Annotated in this window: 16 protein-coding genes; 3 read left to right on the forward strand and 13 right to left on the reverse strand. The window is 68.8% G+C overall.

Going from position 1 to position 13,384, the window contains the following annotated elements:
• Positions 1-2: 2 nt before the first annotated feature.
• On the reverse strand, positions 3-635 hold the full coding sequence (gene rdgB / locus J2126_RS08395) for an RdgB/HAM1 family non-canonical purine NTP pyrophosphatase (protein ID WP_209485640.1): 633 nt from the start codon (positions 633-635) through the stop codon (positions 3-5).
• The gene (gene rph / locus J2126_RS08400) at positions 635-1,348 is read right to left on the reverse strand and encodes a ribonuclease PH (RefSeq protein WP_209489976.1); all 714 of its coding nucleotides are present in this window, start codon (positions 1,346-1,348) and stop codon (positions 635-637) included. Before rph ends, rdgB begins: the two co-directional genes overlap by 1 nt.
• Positions 1,349-1,505: 157 nt before the next feature.
• Here rph and hrcA point away from each other — a divergent pair, with 157 nt between their 5' ends.
• Both hrcA and grpE read left to right on the forward strand, forming a co-directional pair.
• Positions 1,506-2,606, forward strand: coding sequence for a heat-inducible transcriptional repressor HrcA (gene hrcA / locus J2126_RS08405; protein WP_209489978.1), 1,101 nt, complete (start codon positions 1,506-1,508; stop codon positions 2,604-2,606).
• A 119-nt stretch (positions 2,607-2,725) separates the two neighbouring features.
• Positions 2,726-3,373: a nucleotide exchange factor GrpE gene (grpE, locus tag J2126_RS08410; RefSeq protein ID WP_209485642.1), complete on the forward strand. Its 648-nt coding sequence runs from the start codon at positions 2,726-2,728 to the stop codon at positions 3,371-3,373.
• A 30-nt stretch (positions 3,374-3,403) separates the two neighbouring features.
• Here grpE and J2126_RS08415 read toward each other — a convergent pair whose 3' ends face one another.
• On the reverse strand, positions 3,404-3,826 hold the full coding sequence (locus J2126_RS08415; protein ID WP_209485644.1) for a response regulator: 423 nt from the start codon (positions 3,824-3,826) through the stop codon (positions 3,404-3,406).
• 143 nt (positions 3,827-3,969) lie between these two features.
• The gene (gene efp / locus J2126_RS08420; protein ID WP_209485646.1) at positions 3,970-4,539 is read right to left on the reverse strand and encodes an elongation factor P; all 570 of its coding nucleotides are present in this window, start codon (positions 4,537-4,539) and stop codon (positions 3,970-3,972) included.
• 188 nt (positions 4,540-4,727) lie between these two features.
• On the opposite strand from efp, the gene epmA reads away from it, so the two are divergent.
• The gene (gene epmA / locus J2126_RS08425) at positions 4,728-5,804 is read left to right on the forward strand and encodes an EF-P lysine aminoacylase EpmA (RefSeq protein WP_209485648.1); all 1,077 of its coding nucleotides are present in this window, start codon (positions 4,728-4,730) and stop codon (positions 5,802-5,804) included.
• A gap of 37 nt (positions 5,805-5,841) precedes the next feature.
• Here the strand turns inward: epmA and J2126_RS08430 are convergent, their stop codons facing one another.
• The 9 genes from J2126_RS08430 to J2126_RS08470 all read right to left on the reverse strand — a co-directional run bounded on the left by J2126_RS08430 (position 5,842) and on the right by J2126_RS08470 (position 13,378).
• Positions 5,842-6,006 (reverse strand): hypothetical protein, encoded by a 165-nt coding sequence (locus tag J2126_RS08430; protein WP_209485651.1) that lies wholly within the window; start codon positions 6,004-6,006, stop codon positions 5,842-5,844.
• 11 nt (positions 6,007-6,017) lie between these two features.
• Positions 6,018-6,320 carry an STAS domain-containing protein gene (locus tag J2126_RS08435; protein WP_024277119.1) on the reverse strand — a complete coding sequence of 101 codons (303 nt, stop codon included), beginning with the start codon at positions 6,318-6,320 and terminating at the stop codon, positions 6,018-6,020.
• On the reverse strand, positions 6,304-7,953 hold the full coding sequence (locus J2126_RS08440) for a Na/Pi symporter (RefSeq protein WP_209485652.1): 1,650 nt from the start codon (positions 7,951-7,953) through the stop codon (positions 6,304-6,306). Before J2126_RS08440 ends, J2126_RS08435 begins: the two co-directional genes overlap by 17 nt.
• 118 nt (positions 7,954-8,071) lie before the next feature.
• Positions 8,072-8,515 carry an ATP-binding protein gene (locus tag J2126_RS08445; RefSeq protein WP_209485654.1) on the reverse strand — a complete coding sequence of 148 codons (444 nt, stop codon included), beginning with the start codon at positions 8,513-8,515 and terminating at the stop codon, positions 8,072-8,074.
• Between the two features lie 11 nt (positions 8,516-8,526).
• Positions 8,527-8,877, reverse strand: coding sequence for an STAS domain-containing protein (locus tag J2126_RS08450; RefSeq protein WP_209485656.1), 351 nt, complete (start codon positions 8,875-8,877; stop codon positions 8,527-8,529).
• A gap of 103 nt (positions 8,878-8,980) precedes the next feature.
• Positions 8,981-9,655, reverse strand: coding sequence for a hypothetical protein (locus J2126_RS08455; RefSeq protein ID WP_209485657.1), 675 nt, complete (start codon positions 9,653-9,655; stop codon positions 8,981-8,983).
• Entirely contained in the window at positions 9,655-10,728 is a 1,074-nt protein-coding gene (locus J2126_RS08460; RefSeq protein ID WP_209485659.1) for an ABC transporter substrate-binding protein, read from the reverse strand. The genes J2126_RS08455 and J2126_RS08460 overlap by 1 nt, the downstream gene beginning before the upstream one ends.
• Complete coding sequence (locus J2126_RS08465; protein ID WP_209485661.1) at positions 10,728-12,713, reverse strand: MFS transporter; 1,986 nt, start codon at positions 12,711-12,713, stop codon at positions 10,728-10,730. The genes J2126_RS08460 and J2126_RS08465 overlap by 1 nt, the downstream gene beginning before the upstream one ends.
• The gene (locus tag J2126_RS08470; RefSeq protein ID WP_209485663.1) at positions 12,710-13,378 is read right to left on the reverse strand and encodes a hypothetical protein; all 669 of its coding nucleotides are present in this window, start codon (positions 13,376-13,378) and stop codon (positions 12,710-12,712) included. Before J2126_RS08470 ends, J2126_RS08465 begins: the two co-directional genes overlap by 4 nt.
• Positions 13,379-13,384 lie beyond the last annotated feature (6 nt).

Here is a 13,384-nt window from a genome sequence, read left to right on the forward strand (position 1 = left end):
GCTCACCCCTTCAGGCACGCCTGCGAGAGCTTCAGGAAGGCGCGCGCGCGGTGGGAGAGGCCGAAGCCCTTGGGGGGCATGCCGTGCTTCTCGTCCGCCGTCATCTCGGCGAAGGTCTTCACATGGCCCTCGGGGAGGAACATGGGATCATAGCCGAAGCCCTTGGCTCCGCGCGGTGGCCACACGAGGGTGCCGTCCACGGTGCCCTCGAACTCCTCCAGATGCCCGTCCGGCCAGGCGATGCACAGCGCGGAAACGAAGCGGGCGTGGCGCTGCGCCGGCTCGGTGGCGCCGACCTTCTGCAGTTCGGCCTCCACCTTCTCCATCGCCATCTCGAAATCGCGCTCCGGACCGGCCCAGCGGGCGGTATGGATGCCCGGCGCGCCGCCGAGCGCGTCGATGACGAGGCCACTGTCGTCCGCGAAGGCCGGAAGCTGCGCCGCATTGGCCGCCGCGACCGCCTTGAGGCGGGCGTTGCCCTCGAAGGTGGTTTCGGTCTCCTCCGGCTCGGGCAGGCCGAGCTCGCCGGCGGAGACCGCCTCCACCCCGTGGGGCTCCAGCAGCATCTTCATCTCGATGAGCTTGCCGGGATTGTGGGTGGCCACCACCAGCCGGCCGGTGAGCTGGCGCGCCATCACCCGATCGCCAGCTTCTGGAGGGACACCAGCTGATCTACGCCGGAACGGGCCAGCGAGAGCAGCGAGAGCAGTTCCTCCTGGGTGAACGGCGTCTTTTCCGCCGTGCCCTGGATCTCCACGATGCCGCCGGTGCCGGTCATGACGAAATTGGCATCGGTTTCGGCCACCGAATCCTCGGCATAGTCGAGGTCGAGCACGGGCGTGCCCTCATAGATGCCGCAGGAGACCGCCGCCACATGCTGCTTGAGCGGCATTTCCTTGATCATGGAGCGGGATTTCATCCAGCTCAGGCAGTCGTGAAGCGCGATCCAGGCGCCGGTGATGGAGGCGGTGCGGGTACCGCCATCGGCCTGGAGCACGTCGCAATCGATGGTGATCTGCTTCTCGCCCATCGCCACGAGGTCCGTCACCGAACGGAGCGAACGCCCGATCAGGCGCTGGATCTCCTGGGTGCGGCCGGACTGCTTGCCGGTGGTGGATTCGCGCCGGGTGCGGTCGTGGGTGGCGCGGGGCAGCATGGAATATTCCGCCGTCACCCAGCCGCGCCCCTGGCCCTTGAGCCACGGTGGCAGGCGCTCTTCCAGCGTCGCGGAGACGAGGACGTGGGTGTCGCCGAACTTCACGAGGCAGGAGCCTTCCGCGTGGCGCATCACGCCCCGTTCAAAGGACACCGCGCGCATCTCGTCCGGGGCGCGCTTGCTGGGGCGCATGATGGATACCTCTTTGTGCGTCATGGGCGCTCCTTTTAGAGCGCCGCGCGCCGGGAGGAAAGCAAGGGCCGCCACAGCCCATGCGCGGCGCTTGAACCCGACCCCGGCGAGGGACACATTAGAGCCAGAGAAATCCTTGGCTCCGAAGGCTGAACCCGTGGCGCTCGATCCGTTCCTGCCCCTCTCCACCGGCGGCCTCGCGCAGATCGACCAGCGTTCGCGCGAGATTTTCCGCCAGATCGTCGAGAGTTACCTCGCCACCGGCGAGCCGGTGGGCTCGCGCAACATCGCCCGCCTCATTCCCATGACGCTCTCGCCCGCCTCGGTCCGCAACGTGATGGCGGACCTGGAAGCGGCCGGGCTCATCTATGCCCCCCACACCAGCGCCGGGCGCCTGCCGACTGAACGCGGCCTGCGCTTCTTCGTGGATGCGCTGATGGAGGTGGGCGACGTCAACGAGCGCGACCGGGCCAATATCGAATCGCAGGTGCTGGCGGCCGCCCGCACCACCACGGTGGAAGGCGTGCTGCAGGAAGCGTCCGGATTGCTCTCCGGCCTCGCCCGTGGCGCTGGCGTCGTGACCGCCACGAAGACCGATCCGCGCCTGAAGCATGTGGAGTTCGTGCCGCTGGAGCCGGGGCGCGCCCTCGTGATCCTCGTTTCCGAGGATGGTCAGGTGGAGAACCGGGCGCTGGCGCTGCCGCCGGGCCTGCCCGTCTCCGCCCTCACCGAGGCCACCAATTTCCTGAATGCCCGCATTCGCGGCCGCACCCTTTCCGACGCCCGGCAGGAGATGGACAGCCTCCTGTCCGAGCTGAACCGCGACCTCGACGCCCTCACCGCCCGCGTGGTGGAGGCCGGGCTCGCCTCCTGGTCGGGCGACGAGCCGGGCGGACGCACCCTCATCGTGCGCGGGCAGGCGAAACTGTTGGAAGACCTGCGCGCGCTGGAGGATCTGGAGCGCATCCGCCTGCTGTTCGACGACCTCGAGACCAAGCGCGAAGTCTCAGAGCTGCTCGGCCGGGCGGAGGAGGCGCAGGCGCTGCGCATCTTCATCGGCTCGGAGAACCGGCTGTTCTCCCTCTCCGGCTCCTCCACCATCGTCGCCCCCTATCGCGACGGGCAGGGCCGGGTGGTGGGCGTTCTGGGCGTGATCGGCCCAACGCGGCTCAATTACGGCCGCATCGTCCCCATGGTGGACTTCACCGCCCGCCTCGTCAGCCGCGTATTGGGCGCGCCGGGGGCCGACGCGGCTTAGGGACAAGGATCACTACGACTTGATTTTTCCCCCCATCGCCCCGATATGCGCCGGGACAATTGGCCTTTGCCCGGCGGTGACGTGACCGGGGCAAATCTCAAGGCAGGGGAAGTGACCGGATGAGCGAGCAGAAGCGCACGCCCGAGACCGGCGGCGACGCAAGCGAAAACGGCGCCGCGCGGGGGACTGCACAGGTGAATGAGGCGACCGCCGAGGCGGAAGCGGGTGCCATGGCGGATGCCGCCCTGGGCGATCCGGCGGGCGACAAGGCGCGCCTGGAAGCGGAGATCGCGAGCCTCAAGGACAAGTTCCTGCGCGCCTTCGCCGAGGCGGAGAACGTGCGCCGCCGCGCCGACAAGGAAATCCAGGACGCCAAGACCTACGGCATCGCCTCCTTTGCCCGCGACGTGCTGAACGTGGCGGACGACCTCGCCCGTGCCCTTGGTTCGGTGGAGGCGGAGGCCAAGGCGACCGCCGAAGGCAATTTCAAGGCGCTGCTGGATGGGCTGGAGCTGACCGAACGCGGCCTCGTGAAGGCGCTGGAGAAGCACGGCATCCGCAAGATCGAGCCCAAGGGGGAGAAGTTCGACCCCAACCTGCATCAGGCCATGTTCGAGGTGCCCGACCCTAGCGTTCCGACCGGTACCGTGGTGCAGGTGGTGCAGGCCGGCTACGTCATCGGGGAGCGGGTGCTGCGTCCTGCCATGGTCGGTGTTGCACGCGGCGGACCGAAGGCCGAGTCCACGAAGGCCACAGGCGCGGCCTGAGGCCCTCGCCGGATTTTAGAGAGCTTCAGATCACATGTCGTTGGAGGCGGACACGTTCCGCCTCTCGCGCTGCCCGCCGCCGGGACCGCCGCCCGCCCCGATGAGGTCGGCGAGCGCGTCCGCAATCACGCGGCTGGTGTAGGGCTTGGCCACGCGCGGCGCATCGGCGAATTCCGCCGGCATGCGCACGCTGCCCGTGTAGCCCGAGCAGAAAATGAAGGGGATGCCGCGTTCGGCGAGAATAGCCGCAGCCGGATAGACCGGCTCTCCGGCGAGGTTCACGTCGAGAATGGCGGCGTCGATCCGCTCGGACGTCGCGGCCGCAACGGCGGCGGAAAGGCTCGCAATCGGCCCGACCACGTTGTAGCCCAGCGACCGCAGATTGTCTTCGAGCCCCAGTGCCACGAGATACTCGTCCTCGACGACAAGTACCCGCCTTCCCGACAAGATCATTCTTCAACGCCCTGCTGACTGCATGTCCCAACAGGGCCATGTTCGGGCTCAACAAACGGCCGGCGGAAAAGTTCCCAACGCTCGCGTTGAAGCTTGCCGAAAGGGAGGCGGGGCCCCTTCCGGTCGAATGGCGGGCGCGAGGCTCAGTCCTTCGCGCGTTCGACGTAGGAAGCGTCGGCGGTCATGACGACGACGCGAGTTCCGGACGCGATGTGCGGCGGCACCATGGTGCGCACACCGTTGGAAAGCATGGCGGGCTTGTAGGACGAAGAGGCCGTCTGGCCCTTCACGGTCGGCTCGGTGTCCACGATCTCCAGCACCACGCGGGCCGGAAGCTCGATGGCGATCGGCACGCCATTATGGGTGGAGAGCATGCACTCCATGCCTTCCTGCAGATAAACCGCGGAATCGCCCATCACGTCCTTCGTCACCGTCACCTGATCGTAGGTTTCCGGGTTCATGAAGGTGTAGCCGTCGGAATCCTCGTAGAGGAAGGTATGCGGGCGGTCTTCCACGAAGGCGCGCTCCACCTGCTCGGTGGTGCGGTAGCGCTCGGAGATCTTCACGCCGTCGGAGATGCGGCGCATGTCGAGCTGCGTCACCGGCGTGCCCTTGCCGGGATGAATGTTCTCGGCGGTGAGCACCACATACAGCTTGTCGTCGATGTCGACCACGTTGCCCTTGCGCAGGGTGCTGGCAATAACCTTGACCACGTCGGCTCTTCCTTGACCTGATGCGCGGCACCCGCGCCGATTGGAAAATGGGGGACGGCGGCACCGTCTGGCTGGTTCGGCGCGCACCATAGCGATAATGGCGCGCAACGCCAGTCTTCACCCGCCTTTCCGGCCCCAGGGCCGGCGACGGGGCGCGTGCCGCCAGCGGCAGCGAGGATCCAAGCAGCATGACGGTACCCAGCGCCTCGCCCCCTCCGCCCTCGCCCGCCTGGTGGCGGCCCGACATCCACGCCGACCGCCGCCCCTTCCTCCTCGCGCGCGCCCGCGTCGCCTCCGCCGTGCGGGCCTTCTTCGCCGAGGACGGCTTCGTCGAGGTGGAGACACCCGTGCTGCAGGTCTCACCCGGCAACGAGACCCACCTCCACGCCTTTGGCACCGACCTCGTCGGCCCGGACGGAACGACGCGCCGGCTCTACCTGCGCACCTCGCCCGAGTTCGCCGCCAAGAAGCTGCTCGCCGCCGGCGAGCCGAGGATCTTCGAGTTCGCCCGTGTGTTCCGCAATCGCGAGCGGGGCATGGCGCACCATCCCGAATTCACCATGCTGGAGTGGTATCGCACTGGCGTGCCCTATACGGCGATGATGGCGGATTGCACGTCGCTCCTCGCCGGCGCCGCGCAGGCGGGCGGAGTTGCGGCCTTCCAGTATCGCGGCAAGTCCTGTGATCCGTTCGCCGCGCCGGAGCGCCTGACCCTGGTCGCGGCCTTTGATCGCCATGCTTCGATGGATCTTGAAGCCCTTTTGCCCGCCGCGGGCGAAGCGCCCGATGCCGCCCACTTCGCCCGTGCCGCGTCCGAGGCCGGCATCCGAACCGCGCCCGACGACACCTGGGCCGACGTGTTCGCGCGCGTCCTCGTGGAGAAGATCGAGCCGCACCTGGGGGTCGGCCGGCCCACCATCCTTACCGACTATCCGGTGAGCGAGGCAGCGCTGGCCCGGCCGAAGCCGGAGGACCCGCGCTTTGCCGAGCGGTTCGAGCTTTATTGCTGCGGGCTGGAACTGGCCAACGCCTTCGGCGAGCTGACGGACGCGGAGGAACAGCGCCGGCGCTTCGCGAAGGACATGGACGAGAAGGAGCGGCTCTATGGCGAGCGCTATCCCCTCGACGAGGACTTCCTCGCGGCGCTGGCCCTGATGCCCCCGGCGAGCGGCTGCGCCCTCGGCTTCGACCGGCTCGCTCTGCTGGCGAGCGGCGCGCGGCGGATCGAGGACGTGCTGTGGGCGCCGGTCGCCGGTCCGGCCTGAGGGGCCGGACAATCCCCGGGGTCCGCCGCCCCTGCGGTCACGGATCGGACCGTAGCAGCCACAGAACCAGAACGATGCCGCCCGCAAGTGCAAGAAAGAAGAGCACGGAGACGATGGCCCCGCCCACGCTTTCCGCGCCGGTGAGGTCACCGAGAAAACGAAGCAGTCCCAGGATGCCCTGCGTCCCGCTGGCGCCCGGCACGGCCGCCGGCGTCAGTTGATCTCGAACAGGGTCGAGAAACCGGAGATGTCGAACACCTCGCGGATCTGCGGCTGGAGCGAGGACAGCGCAAGCTTGCGCTTCGCCCCGCGCATGGCCTTGCCGGCGACGAGAAGCGCGCGCAGGCCGGAGGAGGACACGTAGTCCACGCCGGCAAGGTTCACGACGATTCCCCCATCGGTCATGGAGACGACCTCCATGAGGCTCGCCTCGAACGGCTTGGCATTGGGCGTGTCGAGGCGCCCCGCCACCTTCAGCACCACGTCGCTTCCGACCTGCTCACGCTCGATGTGCATCGGCCTCTACTCGCTTGATGTCCGCCCCGGAGGCGGCCGGACGATCCCGATTATCCTCATTCTCGGGCGCACGCAACGCAATCGCGCTGCGGCGCACCAGCCAGATCGCCCGCTCGAACAGGCTGGTCGCCAGCAGCAGCTGCCGCGCGTCCGAGCCGGCGTCGAGTGCCGTTGCGGCAAGCTGCCGGCGGATGCGATTGAGCATCTCCGATCGATCGCCCGCGAGCGCGATGATCAGGTCGAGGTCTTCCCCGGGCCCGTCGGTGGCGTCGGCGAGGGAGAGCGTGATGGCGCGCAGCGATTCGGACAGGGCGAAAGCGAGCGGCGGCACCTCGTCGAAGCCCTCCACCACTTCGGTGAAATCGTGCAGCGTGTCCTGCAGGATGCGCACGTTCTCCACCAGCGACTGATGATGCAGCGCCACCTCCAGGCTGTCCCGGGCGAGGCCGGCCGCGATCAGCTCGGCCACGAACTGGTCCACCGCCAGTCCCACGGAGGCCGCACCGCGCCACAGGGCCAAGCGTTCGTCGGCAGCGTCGGTTTCTGTCTGGTCGAGGTCCGGCAGCAGCGTCGGCAACAGCTTCACCAGGCGCAGGGTCTCGCTGATCGCAAGGTCGAGCGCGGTGATCGGGTCGGCCAGCGCCTCGTCGTGGATGAAGCGTGGCCGCGCTGCGCCATCCTCCACCGTGGGCGGGCTAAGCGCCGCGACGATCCGCTCCGTGAGGCCCCGGGCGAAGGCGACCGGTAGCGCGCCTGCCACCTGCAGAGTCAGAAACAGGAGCGAAAGCGAAAGCGACGCCTCGCCCCGGCCCAATTGGTCGAGGGCCGCAAGCGCGTCGCGGCCGAACAGGGGCGCAAGCAGCACGGCCCCGCCCACGACCGCGCAGCCCACCATCTTCACCAGCACATGCACGTAGCACAGCTGGCGGCCGGTGCCCCTCAAGGCTCCGGCGGAGATGACCGCCGCGAAACCGGAGCCGAGATTGGCGCCCAGAACGATGCACAGCGCGTCGTCGAGCCCCAGCAGTCCGGTCTGCATCAGCGCGAGCACAAGGATGGTCGGCGTCGAGGAGGACTGGCTGATGGTGGACGCCACCAGGCCCAGGATGAACCCAACGAGCGGCGTGACCCCTGAATCGAGATTGAGCGCCAGAGCGGCGACGTCGAGCGCCCGCGGCGCCTGCTTGATGAAATCCAGCCCCAGCAGCACGAGGACGAGGCCCAGGGCGACGCCCATCCATTCGCCCATGCCCTGGCGGCGATCGAGGCGGAAATGGAACCCGATACCGACGACGCCGACGAGATAGAGCACCAGCAGGCGGAAATCGATCGCCGCCACGAACACCAAAGCGGAAGTGCCGATGTTGCCGCCCGCCACGATGGGGATGGCATCGCGCGTGGTGAAGGCATTGCCCCGCACGAGATTGCCGCTGATCACGGCAACGGCGTTGGACGATTGGGTCGCTGCTCCCGCCAGCGTGCCGCACAGAAGGCCCGTGACAGGCGAGCGCGTGGCCCGGCGCAACAGCCCGCGCACCTTGCGGCCGGTCGCCTGCTGAAGGTGGGTCGACATGGCCTTGAGGCCAACAAAAAGAAGGCCAAGACCGGCCATCAGCTCGGCAATGACGAGCATCGAAGGAAAAATCTCCGCGGTACCTGGGAACGCCGCGGGCACGCTCAAGGTTCCCGGCTCCGGCTCTCTCATCCCAGCCGGCTACCATACTCCCGGACTACGACACTCTCGTGAGGGGTCACACGGCCGCGTTGGCGACCAGCGTCAGCTGGTTTTCCTCGCCCTCGCGGCTGTAGTCGAGGGCTTCCAGGAAATGGCGCATCAGCTGCACCCCGTGGCCGCCGATCTTGGCATCCTCGATGCTGTCGGGCACCTCCGGCTCGGCGATGCCGGTGGGATCGAAGGGCACGCCATTGTCGATCAGACGCACAGCGACCCGCCCTTCGGGCAGCTGCCAGCACTCGATGCGGATGTGCGGCGGCCGTTCGCTGCCCACGAAGCCATAGGACACGACATTGGTGAGCGCCTCCTCGAGGCTTAGCTCCAGCGCGAAGCGTGTCGCGTCCGGCCAGCCGTGTTCCTCGGCCAGCGCGCCGAGCCACCCGGTGGCTTCGGTGATGTCGTCGATGCGCGCGCCCACATCGATGGTCGAGACAAGGGTTCCGGCCGCGGGCGTCGCCATGGGATCCGCCGTCAGGTTGCCGGGGAGACGCCCGCCGCCGCGAGCGCCTCGTCCCGCGTGGCGTGGATGCCGACCAGTTGGTCGACGCCGGTGGCCCGAAGCACCTTCTCCACCTGGGGATCGCAGGCGAACAGCCCCATGGTGCCGCCCTTGCGATGCAGTCCCTTGGCGCCCGCCAGCAGAAGGCGGATGCCGATGGAGGCCATGAACGGCGTGCCGGAGAGGTCGACCACAAGTACGCGGGCGGCCTGGCAGGACGACTTGAATTCCGGCTCCACCGCCGCCGCGCCGGCAATGTCGAGGCGGCCCTCGAGGCGCACGAGGATGATGTCGGGGCCGAGCGGGGTCCTCTCGATCTTCATGGGCCAGTTTCTCTCTGGATCGGGACGCCCGCGCGATGCGGGCACAGATTCAGCAAACCATACGACAGTTTCGTGACGCGGAGCAGAGGCCGAAAGTGCCCTCTCAGGCGCTCCGGGGACGGGCGTAAAGCACGCCGGCAGCGCCGGAATCGGTGCGGCAACGGGCGTAGCCGTGCCAGCCCTCGGCAAACAGCTCCTTCTGACGCGGCGTGTCCAGAGGATCGACCAGCAGCGTCTCCTGCGGATCGAAGGTGGTGAAGTCGCGCACCATCACATAACGCGCATAGCCGCCGAAGAAGAGCTGGATGTCATAGATGGGAAAGCCTTCGGCAAGCAGGCTCGCCCAGCTCGGCGTGTTCACCGGCGCGGCGGTGGAGAACAGCACCATGTCGGACGGCGCGGCCATGACGCGAGCGGCGATCAGCACCCGCTGCAGCCCGCGCCCGCGATAGGCCGGATGCACCGAGGCGCCCGCGAGACGTCCCACCGCACGGGCGGGATCGAGCCCAAGCAGCCGGTGCGGCCCGTCCTTGGGCGAATGGTCGTGCTGAAGGATGCCGTAGGCGACCAGCAGCGCGTCGTCATACAGCCCGATGATGTGGCCGCGGCCGCCGAGGATGCTTTCGAAATAGGACCGGTTCTCCGGCTTCACCACTTCGGGCCGCACCAGGGGGCCGATGGCAAGATGATGAAGGGTGTCGATCGCGTCGAGATCGTCTGGCCCGAGCATGCGCTGCGTCAGCGTAGAGGTCGGTACGGCCTCGCGCAGGGCGTTCATCACGTGATTACTTCCGCATAATTGAGCATGGCGATGGGCGGATAGACACCGAGCTGCTTGGCCACGTTCATGTTGATGATGAGCGCGAAGCGCTTGAGCGTCTCGATGGGGATGTCTCGTGGCGGCACGTGCTGGACGAGGATCTCAACCGCCTTGGAGGCGGCGAGCTGGCCCACGGAATAATAGCGGCTGACCAGCCCGACAAGCCCCAGCCCCTCGCGCAGGAAGAACTCCGTAGCCCCGAACGTGGGCAGCCCCGCGGCGAGCGCGGCCGGGCCGACCCGATCGAAGATGGTGGCGAGGAAGGTATCTGCGGGCAGGTAGAGCCATTCGGCGCCCTGCGCCTTCAGGTTCCTCACGAATTCCTCCACCCCGTCGCCGGTCGGCTTGTTGCCGACCATGGTGAGGGGCTGCGTCAGCACCTCGGCGCCGATGGTGGCGGAGAAGGCCTTCATCTCGTTGATGATCGCGACGGAGTTGCTCTCGTTCGGCGAATAGATGACGCCGACCTTCCTGAACGCCTTGTAGCTCTGCATGGCGCGCATCTGCACGTCGGTCGGCACCACATGCACCGCGCCGGTCACATTGCGCCCCGAGGAGGCGAGAGAAGGGGCGATCTTCACCTGCACCGGCGCCGCGACCAGCGCGAAGACCACCGGAATGTCCCGCACGAAGCCGGCGGTTGGCGGTGCGTCATACGGACCGGCGACGCCCAGCGTCAGCGGCGTGCCGTAGGTATAGATGAGGTTGGGCCGGAAGCTGGGCAGCACCTCCGCGAGGATGGGCTTCACGCGGCTCGCGTCCCGCTCCACGTCGCGGGTCATGAACTCGACCTTGACGTCATTGGCGGCGAAATAATCCCGGAAGCCGCGCTCCACGTCGGTATCGCCGCGGAAGGTCAGCATCAGCACGCGGAACGGTTCGCCATTGGCCGCGGCAACGGGCGCAGGCGCCCCGGCGGGACGGGGCTGGCCATTGCCGCCATTGGTCTGCGCGAAGGCGCCGGGGACGGTACCCACCAGCCCCGCGGCACCCGCGCCGAGGCCGAGTGCGAGGAGGGAACGGCGATCCATCAGGCGGAACTCCCTTCCGAGGCGGCCGCGGAGGACGCGCGCCGCGAATGATGGACGAAGATTCTGCGTCCGGATAGCGCAAATAGCATAGCCCCGGCTACCGCCACAGCACCGAGAAAACCCGTAGCCGACGCAAAGCCGAGGGTCGAAAGCAGGAAGCCGGCGCTCGCCGGACCGGCGGCGTTTCCGGAGCGCTCCACCAGCCGGAAAAGGCCGAGAACGCCGGCCGCGCGGCCGGCGCCCATGCTGGTCGCGGTATCGGCTACCAGCGCCGACTGGGAGGCGATGGACATGGCTTGCCCCCACCCCAGCGCGACCAGAGCCACCACGATCAGCGCCACGGAGGGGTGGAGCAGCACCGCCATGGCGCCGATGCCCGATACCAGCCCGCCCGCCACCACGAAGCCCGCGCGGGCGCTGAAGCGGTCCGCGAGGGCGGCGAAGAAGGGCACGCCGATCACCATCAGCACCGGATAGATCATCTGGAAACGGCCGATGGCCGCAGAGGAAAAGCCCTCGCGCTGCAGTTCCAGCGGCACGAGCAGGAAGCACAGGGCGGCGAACAGGAACTTGGCCGGGAAGGCGCAGCCGAGCAGCAGGGACATCAGCCCCGGTGCGCGGGCGGCCGCCTTGAGATCGGCCAGTCCCACGTTGGCGACTGCGCGATGACGCGCCGCGGCGGGGAGCGTCAGGCGGGCCACGAGAAGCGCCACGAGGGCAAGGCCGGCGGAGGTGCCGAAGGCGACGCCCGGCCCCAGCCGGTCGGCGATGACGCCGCCGATCGGCGGGCCGCACAGGCTCGCCACCATGATGGCGCGCACGAACACGGCCAGCGCCGCACTGCGGGCGGCGCCGGAGGAGAGGTCCACCACATGTCCCTGCGCGGACACGAACACCAGCGCATAGCCGACCGCCGTGGTGACGCGGGCGGCGAGGAAAACGTCGTAATGCGGGCTGATCGCCGAGACCACGTAGCCCGCCGCCGCCAGCGCCGCGCCCGCGATGAAGCCGGGGCGGCGGCCGAGCCGCTCGGACAGGGAGGCGAAAGGTACCTGGCACAGCGCGACGACCGCCATGAAGGCGACGATGGGCAGGCTCGCCGCCATGTCGGGACCGTAGCCGGCCGGAACGCCCAGCGCCTGGGCCGCGCGCGGCAGGAAGGGCCGGGTAAGTTCCTCCGCCAGCATGAAGAGGAACAGCGCCGGGCGCACCGCGATGGCGGCCTCGCTCTCGGCCGCCTGGACCCGGCCGAGCCCGGTGCGGACCTCGATTTCATCCAGCCGCGCGATCGCCTTGGCATCGCCTCGGTGCTCCGCCTCGGCGCGCAACGCGAGATGGCGCTCCGCGAGGGTTTCCACGTGGCGGTCGATGGGCAGGATCAGGTCGCCGGCCGCGCCGCCGCCGCCATCTTGCCGGGAGAGCACGCCGCGCTTCAGCGCCTTCAGCCGCCGCTCCACCGCCACCAGCGATTCGAGACCGCGGGTGCCGACGACCAGGGCGACGAGCTCCAGCGCCACAAGCAGCGCGACGATGCCGATGAAGGCCACGTCCACCAGCACGGCGCCGACCTGCTGGGAGACGACGCCGGGATCGACCACGATCATCACGTCGCCGAGGCGGCGGCCCTCGGAATCCTGAACAGGGACCATCACCCGGGGGGCATCGCCGCCGGCCGGCGCGTCGCCCGACCGCGCCAGTTCCTTGCCGCCGGCCGCGTTGAGGCTGATCTGGGTGAACTCGACGTTGGCGGCGCGCAGCTCATCGAAATAGCGGTTCACCCCCACCAGGCGGTCGAACGGCACCCCCACGGAGGCGGCGCGCTGCACCAGGTCGGCGGCGGCGCGACCCACGGAATTGGCTTTGGCGACGATCTCCGGCGCGATGGTGCGCTGGGCCGCCTGCTCGGAGCCCCAGCCGATCACCGCCAGCGCCGAGCACAGGATGATGACGATGGCGATGGAGATGCCGCCGCGCAGGCCGATCATGCGGCGCCCCCATCCGGAAGGCCCGCGCCAGGCGACCGCGTGTTCCGGTGCGCTTCCTCCACGGAGGCGAGCGCGGCGCGGGCGGCCGGCGGCCACAGGCGCGGCTCGGCGGCCCGGCGCACGGCCCGCTGCAGCAGCGCGGCGAGGAGCAGGCCGATGACGAGGGTTGCCGCGCCGGCCCACAGCAGGGTCGGAAGCGCGATGCGCCGGAGGTCCGCCGCGAGCGCCGCCGAACCGTTGGTCAGGATCGCGCTGTCATAGCGCACCACCACGCGGCCGAGGCTCTGGCCGATGTCGTTGCGCACCGGACGTGACAGGCCGCGCTCGTGGTCCCGGGCCGTATCGAGGCCGACGCGCCCGGGCTCGCTGGAGAACAGCACGATGCCTTGCTCGTCCGTCAGGTCCATGGAGCGAATCGCATCCTCGACGCGGGATTCGCGCTCCAGCACAGCCGTCAGTGTCTGCTGCGCAGGAAGAGCAATGCCCAGCGAGGCCGCCTTTTCCACCACGTCCACCACCCGCTGCGCGGCGATGCCGCATCGGGCCTCGATGACACTGCGATGGGCGTTGATGAGGGTGACATAGGAGAAATAGGCGCCGAAGGCGACGCACGCGGCCGCGATCAGCGCGAACACGATGATGAGCCCCAGTGTGGTCCGCCTCATGACCCT

Source organism: Xanthobacter flavus, assembly GCF_017875275.1.
Taxonomy (GTDB): Bacteria; Pseudomonadota; Alphaproteobacteria; order Rhizobiales; family Xanthobacteraceae; genus Xanthobacter; species Xanthobacter flavus_A.